The organism is Escherichia sp. MOD1-EC4550 (assembly GCF_963876935.1).
In the GTDB taxonomy this organism is placed as follows: domain Bacteria; phylum Pseudomonadota; class Gammaproteobacteria; order Enterobacterales; family Enterobacteriaceae; genus Escherichia; species Escherichia coli_F.
Window position 1 is genome coordinate 203531 of record NZ_CAWNSE010000009.1, and the last position, 15534, is coordinate 219064.

At 50.3% G+C, this 15534-nt stretch carries 16 protein-coding genes; 4 read left to right on the top strand and 12 right to left on the bottom strand.

Features of this window, described 5'->3' with window-relative positions; genetic code table 11:
• Window positions 1-27 precede the first annotated feature (27 nt).
• The 5 genes from chbR to osmE form a co-directional block, all read right to left on the bottom strand.
• Window positions 28-870: a transcriptional regulator ChbR gene (gene chbR / locus AACU19_RS06220; RefSeq protein ID WP_000983653.1), complete on the bottom strand. Its 843-nt coding sequence runs from the start codon at window positions 868-870 to the stop codon at window positions 28-30.
• A gap of 7 nt (window positions 871-877) precedes the next feature.
• Entirely contained in the window at window positions 878-1228 is a 351-nt protein-coding gene (gene chbA / locus AACU19_RS06225) for a PTS N,N'-diacetylchitobiose transporter subunit IIA (RefSeq protein WP_000968919.1), read from the bottom strand.
• A 50-nt stretch (window positions 1229-1278) separates the two neighbouring features.
• Window positions 1279-2637: a PTS N,N'-diacetylchitobiose transporter subunit IIC gene (chbC, locus tag AACU19_RS06230; RefSeq protein WP_000073041.1), complete on the bottom strand. Its 1359-nt coding sequence runs from the start codon at window positions 2635-2637 to the stop codon at window positions 1279-1281.
• Window positions 2638-2721: 84 nt separating this feature from the next.
• On the bottom strand, window positions 2722-3042 hold the full coding sequence (gene chbB, locus AACU19_RS06235; RefSeq protein WP_000412169.1) for a PTS N,N'-diacetylchitobiose transporter subunit IIB: 321 nt from the start codon (window positions 3040-3042) through the stop codon (window positions 2722-2724).
• 298 nt (window positions 3043-3340) lie between these two features.
• Window positions 3341-3679 carry an osmotically-inducible lipoprotein OsmE gene (osmE, locus tag AACU19_RS06240; protein ID WP_001039044.1) on the bottom strand — a complete coding sequence of 113 codons (339 nt, stop codon included), beginning with the start codon at window positions 3677-3679 and terminating at the stop codon, window positions 3341-3343.
• 201 nt (window positions 3680-3880) lie between these two features.
• Between osmE and nadE the strand changes: the two genes are divergently transcribed.
• Together nadE and cho are read left to right on the top strand one after the other, a co-directional pair.
• Window positions 3881-4708, top strand: a complete 828-nt coding sequence (gene nadE, locus AACU19_RS06245) for an ammonia-dependent NAD(+) synthetase (protein ID WP_000175037.1) — start codon at window positions 3881-3883, stop codon at window positions 4706-4708.
• Window positions 4709-4937: 229 nt separating this feature from the next.
• Window positions 4938-5825 carry an excinuclease Cho gene (gene cho / locus AACU19_RS06250; RefSeq protein ID WP_105278818.1) on the top strand — a complete coding sequence of 296 codons (888 nt, stop codon included), beginning with the start codon at window positions 4938-4940 and terminating at the stop codon, window positions 5823-5825.
• On the opposite strand, the gene ves is transcribed toward cho, so the two are convergent.
• The 7 genes from ves to astC all read right to left on the bottom strand — a co-directional run bounded on the left by ves (window position 5785) and on the right by astC (window position 13404).
• On the bottom strand, window positions 5785-6360 hold the full coding sequence (gene ves, locus AACU19_RS06255; RefSeq protein WP_105278819.1) for an environmental stress-induced protein Ves: 576 nt from the start codon (window positions 6358-6360) through the stop codon (window positions 5785-5787). The genes cho and ves overlap by 41 nt on opposite strands.
• 201 nt (window positions 6361-6561) lie before the next feature.
• Window positions 6562-7047: an ATP-independent periplasmic protein-refolding chaperone Spy gene (gene spy / locus AACU19_RS06260; RefSeq protein WP_105278820.1), complete on the bottom strand. Its 486-nt coding sequence runs from the start codon at window positions 7045-7047 to the stop codon at window positions 6562-6564.
• A gap of 329 nt (window positions 7048-7376) precedes the next feature.
• Entirely contained in the window at window positions 7377-8345 is a 969-nt protein-coding gene (gene astE, locus AACU19_RS06265) for a succinylglutamate desuccinylase (protein WP_105278821.1), read from the bottom strand.
• A complete protein-coding gene (gene astB / locus AACU19_RS06270) occupies window positions 8338-9681 on the bottom strand; it encodes an N-succinylarginine dihydrolase (protein WP_105278822.1) in 1344 nt (447 codons plus the stop codon). The genes astE and astB overlap by 8 nt, the downstream gene beginning before the upstream one ends.
• A complete protein-coding gene (gene astD / locus AACU19_RS06275) occupies window positions 9678-11156 on the bottom strand; it encodes a succinylglutamate-semialdehyde dehydrogenase (RefSeq protein ID WP_105278823.1) in 1479 nt (492 codons plus the stop codon). The genes astB and astD overlap by 4 nt, the downstream gene beginning before the upstream one ends.
• The gene (gene astA / locus AACU19_RS06280) at window positions 11153-12187 is read right to left on the bottom strand and encodes an arginine N-succinyltransferase (RefSeq protein ID WP_000989430.1); all 1035 of its coding nucleotides are present in this window, start codon (window positions 12185-12187) and stop codon (window positions 11153-11155) included. Before astA ends, astD begins: the two co-directional genes overlap by 4 nt.
• Window positions 12184-13404: a succinylornithine/acetylornithine transaminase gene (astC, locus tag AACU19_RS06285; protein WP_000081972.1), complete on the bottom strand. Its 1221-nt coding sequence runs from the start codon at window positions 13402-13404 to the stop codon at window positions 12184-12186. The genes astA and astC overlap by 4 nt, the downstream gene beginning before the upstream one ends.
• A gap of 445 nt (window positions 13405-13849) precedes the next feature.
• On the opposite strand from astC, the gene xthA reads away from it, so the two are divergent.
• Window positions 13850-14656 carry an exodeoxyribonuclease III gene (gene xthA / locus AACU19_RS06290; RefSeq protein ID WP_000673911.1) on the top strand — a complete coding sequence of 269 codons (807 nt, stop codon included), beginning with the start codon at window positions 13850-13852 and terminating at the stop codon, window positions 14654-14656.
• A 166-nt stretch (window positions 14657-14822) separates the two neighbouring features.
• On the top strand, window positions 14823-15533 hold the full coding sequence (locus AACU19_RS06295) for a TVP38/TMEM64 family protein (protein ID WP_001353166.1): 711 nt from the start codon (window positions 14823-14825) through the stop codon (window positions 15531-15533).
• Window position 15534: the final 1 nt, after the last annotated feature.

A 15534-nucleotide genomic window follows, 5' to 3' on the forward strand; every position in this document is an offset into this window, starting at 1 on the left:
GATATGTTAATTGTCAGGTATAACGACTTACTGATTAAATTCAGTCAATTTCTTACGATAGCTCTTAGGCGTAAAGGACGTTAATTTCTTAAACGTTTTAATAAACAAGCTCGGGCTACTATAACCGGCCTCAAACGCAATATCCGTCACAGAATAGTTGGTCATTTCCAGTTGTTTTTTGGCAAAATTAATACGGATCTCATTAATAATCTGCATTGGTGTTTTGCCATAATATCGTTGAGTCGCTCGCGTCAAATATTCCTGTGATTTGGCTGACAACGTCACCATATTCTCCAGCGCCGATTCACTAAACTGCTCTTTATCATGCATCTTTTCTACCGTACTTTTCAGCCACTGCGGTACATCATCAATCACCTGTTCTTCGCGGTAATGACGCAAACGGTTAATGACATAAAAAGTAACCATCTCAACAAACTCTTCCAGCCCTGTTTCGCGGAAATTCAATGAAGAAATCACGGTTTCCACATAGGTGAGAAAAGCGTTATTGGTCCGGTATACCTGCGAAGCGACAAAGCAATAAGGCAACAACGGCAGGTAATGCTGCTCAAAAAAGCGTTTACTGATCCCAACGTTCAATATGCGCGTGGCACCAAACTCATAAAAACTTTGATGGTGCGAACCTAACGGAATAAAAACAAAATCGCCCCGTTCCAGTAACACGCGCTTACCGTTAATCTCCTGGAAATAACGCCCGGTTAATACCAGAGTAAATTCATAATAGTCGTGCTGATGCAGTCCGCTGATACTCTCAGTTTTGTTGTAGATAAACACATGGAAGTTTTTGCCATTAAACAACTGCTGTTCTCGGGCAGTGGCAATTTCCGGCGCGTTAATCACTGGCTGCATCATCGACTCCTTATGCCTTCAGTTTTTCATGAAGCTCAATTAATTCAGTAATCAGTTCCCGCGCAAGCATGGACGTCATTAAATGATCCTGAGCGTGGACCAGCACCAGACTCACTTTCATCTTACCTTCGCCCGCATCGCCTTCAATCAGTTTCGTCTGTACCAGATGCGCTTCATTCAATGCCATCCGTGACTGATCCATCATGGCTTTTGCTGCGGCAAAATCGCCCTGCTTCGCCTGTTTCAGTGCGGCATACGCCAGGCTGCGCGCTTGTCCGGAGTTGATGATAAGTCCCATCACCACTTCTTCCAGCTCTTCAGCTTCTGTTTGCGTATCAGGAATATTGTCAAGATCCATCATATATCGTTCCTCATTTATTCCCGGTACAGCGTTACCCGTACCGGTATCGATTAAAATTTCAGGGCATTAGCAATATCTTCTTCGCTCTCTTCTTTATCAATCGCGTTTTGTGCTTTGTTAGCCACCACAACAAAGGGCAGATAAATTAACGTTGCGATACCAAGGTTGAAGAGTGCGACCAGCAATGCAGCGACGCTACCGTTGGTGTTAAAGAAGGCTCCCAAACCGGTTGGCATGGTCCACGGTGCAATATTGGTCACCGGAGGAATAATGCCCATGTAGTACGCTGCCAGAGTGATTGCCGCCAGAATCGGTTGTACCAGTACAAACGGGATAAACATCACCGGGTTCATGATAATTGGCAAACCAAACAGAATCGGTTCGTTAATCTGGAAGATGCCGGACGGCAGCGCCAGTTTTGCCACCTGACGATAATCAGCACGGCGAGAAGCGATAAAGATAGCCAGGATCAGACCCAAAGTCGCACCACTGCCACCGAGGAAAATAAAGGAGTCCAGCATCGGCTTGGCCCAGATATGGAAGGTCTTACCGGCTGCCAGCGCCGCTTCGACGGAACCATATTGCTGATAGGTCGCGATATTTTCCAGCGCCCAAGGCGTCATAATGCCGTTGTCCAGTGCGGTCAGCGCCAGCGCACCATGAATACCGAAGAACCAGAGCAGTGGAACAAAGATCACATAGGCCCAGCCCACCACGCTACCCAACGATGCCAGTGGGGTTGAGATGGTATCCATAATGATCTGATGGAAGTTGGTGCCCCAGGTATTCAACGCCCAGGCAATAATCCCCATCACGGAAAGAATAATAAAGCCGGGAATTAATGCCGAGAAGGAACGCGATACTGAAGCAGGTACGCTGTCGGGCAATTTAATGACCCAATTGCGGCGGACAATAAAGGTAAACATTTCTGCCACCACCAGGCCAATAATAATCCCGGAGATGATATTCGCCCCACCTAACCAGTTTGCGCCAACCGCATAGGCCTCACCGACACTATATGGGGTGACGGTCATAAATGCTGCAACGGATAACAACCCAGCCGCCAGCGCATCGACTTTACGCTCTTCTGCCAGCGCCATGCCAATAAAGAACGGTGCCATTAAAGACATTATCCCTAATGTTCCGTTATATACGTTGCCGCCGATACCTTTCAGACCATTAAGTGTTTCAATGGTTGAGGCATCCAGGCGAATACCTAAGGAATAAAAAAACGACCCCTCCCCAAAGCTTAGAAAAACGTTGTTAATTAATACAAACATGGCTCCCGCAAGGGTTAACGGCATTAAGCGAATAAAACCATTTTTGATTGCATTAACGTGTGGTTGCTTTCCTATTTTAACTGCAAAAGGGAGGAGTACCTTTTCAAGCGATGCAATAACATTACTCATAGAAAAATACCCTTAAAAACCGCAATTTAAATATTGCGGTATTGATTTATGAAATAACTCTTTGACGGGAAAATTTAAAATAAATTAATTTGCTGCGGCTTTTTTAATCGCTGCAACCGCAGCCTTAAGCACGCCTAAACCATCGACTTTGCCATAAAGAAGCGAGTCAATTACTTCAACCGGTTTGTTGGGTAACAAACGCTGGATTTCGGGCAACATATAAGCAATCTGCGGCCCTAATAACACGACATCGGCATTCTGACCTTTTTCACCAGCCAGTGTTTCCGGAAATGCTTCAATAATGACCGGAACTTCATATTTTTCTGCCTGTGCGCGCATTTTTGATACCAGTAAAGAGGTAGACATGCCCGCAGAACAAAACAGATAAATGTGTTTCTTTTCCATAAAACTGCCCTCATCGACGATTATCTGTCAGCCAGACACTCCGCAAGCCTTAACCTGCTTCCATGCTCTGGATAACTTGCGAAACCAACATGACTTTTTTTGTGGCTGAAAGGAGTATACGGTATAGACCTGAGCAATAGTATTTCTTTGACCTTATAAATTGTCTCTCCTTGACCTGTGGTTATGACCCTCTTCACATTTCGGGCAAATAATTCGCGAAGATAATTAAGAACACAGGCCAAAAAAAACCGGCGCAATGGCCGGTTTCCGTTGTTACTCAAGCTTTCAGACGAAGTGATTACTTCGCAGCCTGTGGATCAGTGTCGTATTCAGCACAGGTCTGATAACCGGAGTTGATGACATGTCCGGTATCATCTAACGCGACAAAGTAGGTTTCTGCTTTACCATCACGTTGACCCAGGATGTAGGTCTGGCAAGTACCACGAGCATGAATCATGCTCACTTCAGACGAAGGTTTACCCGCAATTTGTGCAACCTGCGCCCGGCTCATGCCTTTTTTGACGTCTTTCACCACAGGCTGTACAAACTGGTCTTTGGTACGATCATAAGCCGTACAACCCGCCAGCATGGTTAATACCGCCGCTGCACTCAGAATTCCTGCCATATTCTTGTTCATATTCCGTCCTCTTGTTTATCAGCGTGTTAGATAAGCCTGGAATACATTGGGCGCTTTTTCAAGCCCGTGAACGAAACGGCTCCGCTTTCAGAGGATTCCTGTATGACGTTTTAACCACCATTCAGCCCGCTGTCGCTTGTCGTTTCAGTAGCAACGGGTTAGCTTTAAGGAAGTTTTGTCTTTTCTGTCTGGAGGGGTTCAATGACATTGCAACAACAAATAATAAAGGCGCTGGGCGCAAAACCGCAGATTAATGCTGAAGAGGAAATTCGTCGTAGTGTCGATTTTCTGAAAAGCTACCTGCAAACTTATCCGTTCATTAAATCACTGGTGCTCGGGATCAGCGGCGGTCAGGACTCCACGCTTGCCGGTAAGCTGTGCCAGATGGCGATTAATGAGCTGCGCCAGGAAACCGGCAACGAATCGCTGCAATTTATTGCCGTACGCCTGCCCTATGGTGTTCAGGCCGACGAACAAGATTGTCAGGATGCCATTGCCTTTATTCAACCGGATCGCGTATTAACCGTTAATATCAAGGGCGCGGTATTGGCCAGCGAACAGGCGCTGCGCGAAGCGGGTATTGAATTAAGTGATTTTGTCCGTGGCAATGAAAAAGCGCGTGAGCGGATGAAAGCACAATATAGCATTGCGGGTATGACCAGCGGTGTCGTGGTGGGCACCGATCATGCAGCAGAAGCCATTACCGGATTCTTCACTAAATATGGTGACGGCGGTACGGACATTAATCCGCTGTATCGCCTCAACAAACGTCAGGGTAAACAGTTACTGGCGGCATTAGGTTGTCCGGAACATCTTTATAAGAAAGCCCCAACGGCCGATCTGGAAGATGATCGCCCTTCTCTGCCAGATGAAGTGGCACTCGGCGTGACCTATGACAATATCGACGACTATCTGGAAGGGAAAAACGTACCTGAACAGGTCGCCAGAACAATAGAGAACTGGTATCTGAAAACCGAACATAAACGCCGTCCGCCAATTACCGTTTTCGATGATTTCTGGAAAAAGTAATAATTTGCACATATTGGTTTGTGCGAAAAAGAGTACTTTGTTCACGCCGGATGCGGCGTGAACGCCTTATTCGACCTACAAAACTATTCAAATTCAATACATTGCAGGAGTCGAATAGGCCTGACAGGCGTAGCACGTCTCATGGTGTAACCTTTGTCATCGACCCGCCTCTTTTTTAATCGCTCCCCGCCTGTTACACTGGATAGATAACCAGCACTCGGAGTCAACAGTGGTACGGCGTTTAACTTCTCCGCGGCTCGAATTTGAAGCTGCGGCAATTTATGAATATCCCGAACATTTACGTTCATTCCTTAATGACTTACCCACCCGACCAGGGGTGTATCTGTTTCATGGCGAAAGTGACACCATGCCGCTCTATATCGGCAAAAGCATTAACATCCGCAGCCGCGTCCTTTCTCATTTACGTACCCCGGATGAAGCCGCCATGCTGCGGCAATCCCGACGCATCAGCTGGATATGTACCGCCGGTGAAATCGGCGCTCTACTCCTTGAAGCGCGATTAATCAAAGAGCAGCAGCCGCTATTTAATAAACGCTTGCGCCGCAATCGCCAGCTCTGCGCCCTGCAGCTGAATGAAAAGCGTGTTGATGTGGTGTATGCCAAAGAGGTGGATTTTTCACGAGCCCCCAACCTGTTTGGCCTGTTTGCCAATAGGCGCGCAGCTTTACAAGCATTGCAGACCATCGCTGATGAACAAAAACTTTGTTATGGCCTGTTGGGACTGGAACCGTTAAGCCGCGGTCGTGCATGTTTTCGTTCTGCATTAAAACGTTGCGCTGGAGCGTGTTGCGGTAAAGAGAGCCCTGAGGAACATGCGCTACGCTTGCGCCAGGCTCTGGCGCGTTTGCGGGTGGTGTGTTGGCCTTGGCAAGGTGCGGTGGCACTGAAAGAACAGCACCCGGAAATGACTCAATATCATATTGTTCAAAACTGGCTGTGGCTGGGGGCGGTTAATTCGCTGGAAGAAGCGACAACGTTAATTCGGACACCCGCCGGGTTTGATCACGACGGTTATAAAATTCTCTGTAAACCTTTGCTTTCTGGTAACTATGAAATTACCGAACTTGATCCGGTGAATGACCCGAAAGCCAGTTGATTTCACTGAATAACAGTTTACCTTGCGGTTGTAAAAGCCGCAGGGTGTGTTTGCCATCATACCAGCACGCTCCCTGGTCAGTAGTGAGCAGTTTGTCACCCAGTTGCCACGCCCCGTTAATGACAAACACTACCCCGCCGCGTGAGCCAAAGGTAGTAAACGTACGTTCGGCAATTCTGACTTTCGCCTTACAGATATCCAGACGTGTCATGATGTTGAAATCCATCGACATCTGCCCTGCCGTCAGTTTCGCTTTAACCACCTGGTCCGCCGCAAAGGCAAAAGGCTGTAACGGTTTTAAGGTATGTTTAAAGCGGTCTGCACTTTCAAGGAACATCTCGCCGCCTTCCAGCAACGTCACTATCCTTTCCATACCTGGAAACAAAGAAAACTCCCCATTCGCCGCGATGGATGCAATGCTGGCTCGCCAGTAAAAATCACGTTTTGCCGGTGGAAAAGTACAGATTTCGCGGGTTTCACCGGCAGCGTTTCGCCACAGATTCACCGACATTTTACGTATATCAAAGTATTCCATACTCGCTCCCGGCCCGTTCTTTTCATTGTTATCGTTCAGGTAACCGTGGATGGTTATCGGCAACTCGGGTGATTTACGTTAGTGGCGATCAGTTTTTTTTTGCATCTGTTTGAGAACAAAAAAGAAAACCGCCGACCCTGTCCACCGCATTACTGCAAGGTAGTGGACAAGACCGGCGGTCTTAAGTTTTTGGCTGAAAGATTATTCAGCAGTTGCAGGCATTTTACCTTTTGCCACTGGACGTTCTGTCAGACGCTTCTCAAAATTAGCATTAAATTGCTTTTTCTGTTCCGGCGTCAGGATGTTGTAAATCTTGTTCTGGGTTTCCATGTGCGCCAACATATTGGCTTTGCGCTGTTCTTCCATTTTTGCGATCTGCGCTTCAGCTTTTGCTTTATCGAAGGTATCGCTGGCAATGATGTCATGCATTGCGCGACGTTCTTCCAGCGGCGGACGTTTCATCTGGTCACGCTGGCCTTTCATGATTTCGCGAATCTGCTGTTTCTGCGCGTCGGTCAGGTTCAGGTCTTTGAACATCATGTCCTGATGCGGACCGAACTTGCCTTTGTGGTGCATCATTGGCTTCGCGTCAGCCGGTGCTGCGGTAGTGGTGTCTGCGGCATGGGCCAGGTTAGCCGCGCCAAGAGCCAGGGTAGAGGCAACAAACAGTGCAGTTAATTTACGCATATTCTATATCCTTCCTTTCAGTTATTTATTACGGCTTTCTTAAGTAGCGTGCCGTGTTGACGAGATTAACTTTACTGATTTTAGCGTCAATTAATCAGAGCAACGGTAAAACAATGAAAGTGTAAAAAACACTTTTGCGCCAATTATGGAGAAAAAAAGAAAATTTGATGGAGAGTGATGAGAGAATATTACAACATGATGATTTTGCAGAGATTATGAAGAACTATACCGGATGACTGGTGATAAATAAAGCAAATAACCAGGATTAATCTGTATTAATTTATAAGAAAGTAACTTAATACCCGCAGAATGATTTCTGCGGGTAAGTATTAGCTTATTTTTTCGAGCATTAATCCCGCGCGTAATCCCAACGCTACCAACGGATTAGGGAATAACACATACTCTACATCATGGGTTACGGTAAAACGTTCCTCACCGTCCTGCGCCAGCAACGTTCCTTTCTTAAACGGCATAAAATTCAGCGTGTCACTTGCCATATGCATTTCGAAGGACGGCGAGTGGCGAGTAATTTGCGAAACCACCCGATAACGTAGTGGCGGCGTTCTCACGATACCGACACTCTCACCAGATAGCAGCGCAGCAATTGCGCTGGCAGTGACTGCAAACTGGCGAAGATCGTTTTGTCCGAAGGGCAACGCTTTGCCGAGTTCCAGCGTACAGGCCAGCGCGCCAAAATGTCTGGCGCTGAAATGGGTAAACGTACCACCAGGCGCCTGATGGAACACCAGTGCCTCCAGCCCCGCCGCCCCCAGCCACGTCAGAAATTTCTCGTCCCAGGGAATGTCGCGTTGCGGTAATACACCGAACTGCGGATGCAAGGAGCCACGAATTGCGGTATGTAGATCAAGGTGCCAGCGCACAGATTCTTTGCCCTGATCATAAAAATCTTCCAGGCACTGTTCCAGTTCGCGCGCGCGACAGGTTTCCCCGCTTTCAGCAAATAGCTGCCAACGTCCGCCAAACATTCGGTTCATATCGCTATGGCAATAACGTTTCCCTTGCTTCAGCGCAGGAGGATTCCCGAGGATCACCAGCAGCCGCCAACGTAACGGGATCTCGCCGTGAGATATTGCGCCAAGCAACGCGTCCAGCATCTCCACAGGTGCCGTCTCATTACCGTGTATTCCCGCTGAAATCACCAGCGCACCTTGCGGTGGCGTTAATGGCGTCAGTTCCAGCACGCCATCGCCCAGCCAGCGCCAGCGAACGCCGTTGATTTCTCGCTCGGTGATAACCGGTTTTTTACCCGTTAAGGTCAGAGCAAGAAAATTATCCATTGCCCCCTCCCTCGCGCTGAAACGGATAAACCGAACCGAGATTCAGTAATTGGCTCAATACATCCAGTGCTTCCCGCCCTTCGCGCAGCAATTGTGGATCGGCAAGATCCGCAGCAGTAAGACGATCGCGGTAGTAACGCTCCACCCAGTCATTGAGCGCATTAAACAGCGTATCGTTCATCATCACCGCCGGATTCACCGCCCGGCGTTCTTCTTCTGTCAACACCACGCGCAACCGCAGGCACGCCGGGCCGCCGCCGTTTGCCATACTTTCACGTAAATCAAAAACTTTTAGTTCGCTAATCGGGTTGTCAGCGGCAAGGAGTTCATTGAGATAACGCCATACTCCTGCGTGTTCCTGACACTCCTGAGGCAGCACCAACATCATGGAACCATCATCGCGACTCAGTAACTGGCTGTTAAACAGATACGTAGACACCGCATCCGACACGGAAACCTGTGCCGCCGGAACTTCTATCGCCATAAAACCGTTTACCCGCGCACGCAGATTTGCCAGTAATTGCGCCTGGCGAGCGAACGCCTGCTGATGGCAAAACAGCACCTGACGGTTGCTCACGGCAATCACGTCATTATGAAAAACGCCCTGGTCGATAACGTCCGGGTTTTGCTGGGCGAAAAACACCTGTTGGGGATTCACCTGATTCAGCCTTGCCACCGCTTCGCTGGCTTCGCGGGTCTGCCGCGCCGGATAGCGGGAAGGTCGGGAAACATTGCCCTCTTCTCGCCCGTAGACAAAAAGTTGCATACCCGGCTCACCATAATGGCCGCCGAGACGATTGTGGTTTGCCGCCCCCTCGTCACCGAGCAAGGCCACCTGCGGCAACGCCGAATGGATAGCGAATTTTTTCTCCTCGTTGAAAATCGCTTTTAACAGCGATTCGGTCACAGGCGCTTCCAGCGAGCGGTGAAATTTATTGTTCAGGTTGGCAACGGTGAGATGCACTTTGCCATCCAGCGTATCGGCAGATGGCGCTACCGTGGCTGCATTGGCTACCCACATTGGCGAAGCAGAACTGACGCTGGAAAGCCAATGCGGTGCCTGGCGTGCAACCTTTTCCAGTACCTGCTCATCGCTACCACTGAATCCCAACTGACGTAAAACCGGAATAAACGGGCGCTCGTGCGGTGGGATCACCGCCTGGGGAAATCCCAAATCGGCAAGGGCTTTCATTTTCAGTAAGCCCTGTTTCGCCGCCAGTCGTGGGTTAGACACCTGAAAACGGTGACTGGTAGAAGCTTCATTACCAAACGACAGGCCCGCGTAATGATGCGTCAGCCCTACCAGCCCGTCGAAATTGACTTCCCAGGCGTTCATCGCACCACCTCATCGGAAAAATCCAGCCCAGGGTTAAGCGTGGCGGGCAATGTTAACGAGTCCGACTCCAGGCTCGCCATCGGCCAGGCGCAGTAATCTGCGGCATACCAGGCGCTGGGGCGATGGTTACCGGAAGCGCCAATACCGCCGAATGGCGCGGTACTGGCAGCGCCGGTAAGCGGTTTGTTCCAGTTAACAATCCCCGCCCGCGCCTCCAGCAACAGTTGATCGAATTTTTCCCGCTCGGGGGAAACCAGACCGCAAGAGAGTCCGAAGCGAGTGTTATTCGCCATTCGAATCGCTTCATCGAAATTGTCATAACGCCAGACGCGCAATAGTGGCCCGAACACTTCTTCATCCGGCACGCCAGCAACGCCCGTCATTTCAACGATCCCCGGCGTAAGCAACGATGTTCCTGCGCGCAGTAAACGTGGCGCAAGTAGGGTTCGTCCACCCATCGCTTCCAGCTCCTGCCAGGCAGTAACCACCTGCTGTGCGGCCTGCTCTGATATCAGCCCGCCAATAAACGGCTGCGGTTCGTCATCCCAGTTGCCCGGCGTTAATCGCTGGCTGACGGCAACCAGACGAGCAAGAAACGCATCGCCCTGCGCCCCGCTTTTCAGCAATAAACGGCGGGCGCAGGTGCAGCGTTGCCCGGCTGTGACAAATGCCGACTGAATGGTCAGATGGACAGCCGCGTCGATATCCGCCACGTCATCGATTATTAGCGGGTTATTACCACCCATCTCAAGGGCGAGAATTTTCTCCGGCTGACCAGAGAGCTGGCGATGTAGCTGGTAACCGGTATTGGCGCTGCCGGTAAACAGCAAGCCGTCGAGATCCTCCAGCGCACTCAGCGCCTGACCGGTTTCGCGCCCGCCCTGCACCAGGTTCAGCACGCCAGACGGCAAGCCAGCCTGCTGCCATAAACGCATGACTGCCTCACCGCTCCAGGGGGTCAGTTCGCTGGGTTTAAAGATTACCGTGTTGCCAGCCAGTAACGCCGGAACGATGTGCCCGTTAGGCAGATGTCCGGGGAAATTGTACGGTCCAAACACCGCCAGCACACCGTGTGGACGATGACGCAAGCTCGCCGCGCCGTCCGGCATTTCGCTACGCTGCTCGCCGGTACGAACGTGATACGCCTTAATTGATATCGCGATTTTATTGATCATCGCCGTCACTTCGGTTGCCGCTTCCCAGCGCGGCTTACCGGTTTCTCTGGCAATAATCGCGGTTAATTCGGCTTTATTGCTTTCCAGCAATCCGGCAAAGCGTTCAACTCTTACCTGACGATCGCCAAAGGAGAGTCGCGCCCAGCGCGGAAACGCCGCTCGGGCAGCCCGACAAGCCTGCTCGACCTGAGCGGCATCGGCATCATTGCCTTGCCATAACACCTCGCCCGATACCGGATTACGCTTCACACGCAATGCACCCTGGCCGGTCACCCAGTCACCGTTGATCCATAAAGTCATGCTGTTTTCTCCTCTGCGCACAGGCGCACCAGACGAACGCGATCCCCTGCGTGGCATTTGAGGGCATCCAGTTGTGCGGCGGTTAAAATCAAACGCTCGGTCGCTGGATCGGTACGCACCAGCACCACGCGGAAATGGTGATAATTTTCATTGGCGACCAGGCAGGCCGGGAATTCGCCCTGCGCAGGCTGACCTTCTGCCACTTCCACCAGCCGACTTTTGCGAATGGCGCGCACGCGGTCGATGTCACACTCAAGCGTCGGTCCGCCGTCAAAAATGTCGATATAGTTACGGTAGCGAAAACCTTCTTTCTCCAGCACCGCGCGGGCAGGCGCGGTCTGCGGATGTACCTGACCGATGACGTCCTGCGCTTCCTGGGATAAAAAGTGGGTATAGATCGGATGTTTCGGCATCAGTTCTGCAATAAACGCCTTTTGCCCGGTGCCGCAGAGAAAATCGGCGCGGCTAAAATCCATCGAAAAGAAGCGTTTACCGAGGCTTTGCCAGAACGGTGAATAGCCGTGTTCGTCTATCACCCCGCGCATTTCGGCGACCACTTTGTCATTAAACTTGTCGCGAAAAGCCGCCATAAACATAAAGCGCGATTTCGACAGCAAATAGCCGTTGCCCTCTTTGCGCCACTCCGGATCGAGAAATAGCGTGCACAACTCGCTGCTGCCGGTGTGATCGTTACTGAGAAACAGCGTCGGTAACGCGTTATAGACATTTAGCTCTTTTGAGGCGTGAACCAGCGTGCCGACGCGATAGTTATACCAGGGATCATTCAGACCAACCGCTACCTCTATAGCGCAAATTCCCGCCACAGTGCCTGTCTCACTATCCTCCAGTACAAACACATAGCCCTGCTCACTTTTGGGCAGTTCGCCTTGCCAGGTTTTGATTGCCCTTTCGATACGCGCCGAAAGCGTGGCTTCATTGGCGGGAAGCGACGTCAGGCCGCCGCCCGTTTTGCTGGCAAGCTGCATCAGCGCCGAGACATCTGAGCGCTCAACGGGACGGATGACCATCATGATGAACCTCGGCTAACAAAGTGTTCGCAAGCAGCTGCAAAGCGATCCAGTCCGGTCGTCACCTCTTCTTCGCTGACATTGAGCGCTGGTGCAAAACGCACCACGTTGCCACCCGCAATCAGTACCATCACGCCTGCTTTCGCCGCTTCCTGAGAAATTTGTTTCGCTTGCCCGGCGTAATCAGCATTCAGTACACAGCCAATTAAAAGACCTAAGCCGCGAACTTCACTGAACAAACCATAGCGGTGATTAATGGTATTAAGACGCTCAACAAACCAGTCGTGACGCTGTTTAACGCCAATAAGCATCTCTGGCGTGTTGATGAGATCCAGCACTTTGCCTGCCACCGCCGAGGCCAGCGGATTACCGCCATAAGTGGTGCCATGAGTGCCCACGGTCATCACGCTGGCGCATTCTTCGGTTGCCAACAGAGCGCCAACGGGGAAACCGCCGCCCAGTGCTTTTGCGGTAGTTAACAGATCGGGCGTCACGCCGTAGTGCATATAGGCATACAGTTCCCCGGTACGCCCGACGCCCGTTTGTACTTCATCAAAAATCAGCAATGCGTTGTGGCGGTCACACAGTTCGCGAAGCTCCTGTAAAAATGCGTTGCTGGCAGGCACCACACCACCTTCTCCCTGGATGGGTTCGACAATCACCGCACAGGTGGAGTCGTCAATCAGCGCACTGGCAGAGTTAATATCGTTATATGCAGCATGACGAATATCCGGCGGCAGTGGCGCAAAATCCTGTGAATAGGCTGGCTGCCCGCCCGCGCTGACGGTAAACAGCGTGCGCCCGTGGAACGCATTTTTAAACGCCACGATGCCGCTCTTATGGCTGCCGAAGCGGTCGTGAGCGAATTTACGTGCCAGTTTGAGCGCCGCTTCATTGGCTTCCGCACCAGAGTTACAGAAGAACACGCGATCGGCAAAAGTGGCGTCGATCAATTTTTTCGCCAGTCGCAGTACCGGCTCGTTGGTGTAACCATTACCGGTATGCCAGAACTTACTCGCCTGTTCGTTCAGCGCCTCGCGCAGTTCCGGGTGCGCATGGCCCAGTGCGTTCACCGCAATGCCACCCGCGAAGTCGATATACTCTTTCCCCTGCTGATCCCACAAGCGCGAACCTTCGCCACGTACCGGAATAAATGGTGCCGGAGCGTAAACAGGTATCATCCATTCATCAAAGTTTTCACGCGTAATTGGCTGAGACATAGCGACCTCTACAGTAAATGATTCGTTATTTATATGTTAATAATAAGTAATGTTTGCGCTGTAAATGTAGATTGCAGGGTTCGTGCCAGCCAGTGATAAAAGTGCATAAAAGGGGGCGATTAACTGATAATCAAGGAGTTATAACCAAACCATATGCATTTAAAGTGCATATAAAGTGAATACGTTTGCGATGTAGGTGAATAAAAAGAATAAAAAACGCAATGTTATGCAGAAGTAAAATATAATTCTGGAATTGTGATCATTGACGAAATTTACTGGAAATTACTGCGCCATTCTGACGCAGCGCGCACCAAAAGCGGGCATTTTTTGCGCCATCGTTGACATCATTAACAACCATCGATCAAATCACTTAACAACAGGCGGTAAGCAAAGCGAAATTCTGCTACCATCCACGCACTCTTTATCTGAATAAATGGCAGCGACTATGAAATTTGTCTCTTTTAATATCAACGGCCTGCGCGCCAGACCTCACCAGCTTGAAGCCATCGTCGAAAAGCACCAACCAGATGTGATTGGCCTGCAGGAGACAAAAGTTCATGACGATATGTTTCCGCTCGAAGAGGTGGCAAAGCTCGGCTACAACGTGTTTTATCACGGGCAGAAAGGCCATTACGGCGTGGCATTGTTGACCAAAGAGACGCCGATTGCTGTGCGTCGCGGCTTCCCTGACGACGGCGAAGAGGCACAACGGCGAATTATTATGGCGGAAATCCCCTCGCCGCTGGGTAATGTCACCGTGATCAACGGTTACTTCCCACAGGGCGAAAGTCGCGACCATCCGATTAAATTCCCGGCGAAAGCGCAGTTTTATCAGAACCTGCAAAACTATCTCGAAACCGAACTTAAGCGCGAAAATCCGGTGCTGATTATGGGCGATATGAATATCAGCCCCACCGACCTGGATATCGGCATTGGCGAAGAGAACCGCAAACGCTGGCTGCGTACTGGTAAATGTTCTTTCCTGCCTGAAGAACGTGAATGGATGGACAGGCTGATAAGTTGGGGGCTGGTGGATACCTTCCGCCATGCGAATCCGGAAACAGCAGATCGTTTCTCATGGTTTGATTACCGCTCAAAAGGTTTTGACGATAACCGTGGTCTGCGTATCGACCTGCTGCTCGCCAGCCAACCGCTGGCAGACTGTTGCGTAGAAACCGGCATCGACTATGAAATCCGCAGCATGGAAAAACCGTCCGATCACGCGCCTGTGTGGGCGACCTTCCGCCGCTAATTTAGCTGCTCTCCTGGCTCAAACGGAGTCAGGAGAATTAACCTTGAGAAAAATCAACAAACTGTCAGTAATGATTTGTTGCTTGTCGTCCTTTGTTATACCGTCACAGCGTTTTTAGTTGTCTGACCACTTCTCTATTATCAAGTTTGATATAGGAAACTCCACAATGAACGCTGAGCGTAAATTTCTTTTTGCCTGTTTTATTTTTGCGCTGGTCATTTACGCTATCCACGCTTGCGGTTTATTCGATCTGCTCACCGATTTACCCCACTTACAAACTCTCATTCGCCAGAGCGGATTGTTCGGTTATTGCCTTTATATTGTGTTATTCATCATTGCCACCCTCTTTCTGTTACCAGGAAGCATACTGGTGATCGCTGGAGGCATAGTTTTTGGCCCGATCTTAGGGACACTACTCTCATTAATTGCCGCCACGCTGGCCTCCTCGAGTTCATTCCTGTTGGCACGCTTTTTGGGGCGCGATTTATTGCTGAAATACGTTGGTCACAGCCATACCTTCCAGGCCATTGAAAAAGGCATTGCACATAACGGTATCGATTTTTTAATTCTTACCCGCTTAATCCCGCTGTTTCCTTACAATATTCAAAATTACGCCTACGGATTAACCACTATCGCCTTCTGGCCTTATACCTTTATTTCGGCACTCACTACCCTGCCCGGTATCGTTATTTATACCGTGATGGCCAGCGATCTCGCCAGTGAAGGCATTACGCTGCGCTTTATTTTACAACTCTGTCTGGCGGGCCTGGCACTGTTTATTCTCGTCCAGCTTGCCAAACTCTACGCCCGACACAAACACGTGGATCTGTCTGCTTCGCGCCGCAGCCCACTTACTCACCCAAAAAATGAAGGATAGA

Coding starts and splice junctions, on each gene's coding strand:
- nadE (WP_000175037.1), top strand. CDS start 3,881: ATGACATTGCAACAACAAATAATAAAGGCGCTGGGCGCAAAACCGCAG.
- astB (WP_105278822.1), bottom strand. CDS start 9,681: ATGAACGCCTGGGAAGTCAATTTCGACGGGCTGGTAGGGCTGACGCAT.
- astA (WP_000989430.1), bottom strand. CDS start 12,187: ATGATGGTCATCCGTCCCGTTGAGCGCTCAGATGTCTCGGCGCTGATG.
- AACU19_RS06295 (WP_001353166.1), top strand. CDS start 14,823: ATGAACGCTGAGCGTAAATTTCTTTTTGCCTGTTTTATTTTTGCGCTG.
- astC (WP_000081972.1), bottom strand. CDS start 13,404: ATGTCTCAGCCAATTACGCGTGAAAACTTTGATGAATGGATGATACCT.
- astD (WP_105278823.1), bottom strand. CDS start 11,156: ATGACTTTATGGATCAACGGTGACTGGGTGACCGGCCAGGGTGCATTG.
- chbR (WP_000983653.1), bottom strand. CDS start 870: ATGATGCAGCCAGTGATTAACGCGCCGGAAATTGCCACTGCCCGAGAA.
- spy (WP_105278820.1), bottom strand. CDS start 7,047: ATGCGTAAATTAACTGCACTGTTTGTTGCCTCTACCCTGGCTCTTGGC.
- osmE (WP_001039044.1), bottom strand. CDS start 3,679: ATGAACAAGAATATGGCAGGAATTCTGAGTGCAGCGGCGGTATTAACC.
- chbC (WP_000073041.1), bottom strand. CDS start 2,637: ATGAGTAATGTTATTGCATCGCTTGAAAAGGTACTCCTCCCTTTTGCA.
- ves (WP_105278819.1), bottom strand. CDS start 6,360: ATGGAATACTTTGATATACGTAAAATGTCGGTGAATCTGTGGCGAAAC.
- astE (WP_105278821.1), bottom strand. CDS start 8,345: ATGGATAATTTTCTTGCTCTGACCTTAACGGGTAAAAAACCGGTTATC.
- chbA (WP_000968919.1), bottom strand. CDS start 1,228: ATGATGGATCTTGACAATATTCCTGATACGCAAACAGAAGCTGAAGAG.
- xthA (WP_000673911.1), top strand. CDS start 13,850: ATGAAATTTGTCTCTTTTAATATCAACGGCCTGCGCGCCAGACCTCAC.
- chbB (WP_000412169.1), bottom strand. CDS start 3,042: ATGGAAAAGAAACACATTTATCTGTTTTGTTCTGCGGGCATGTCTACC.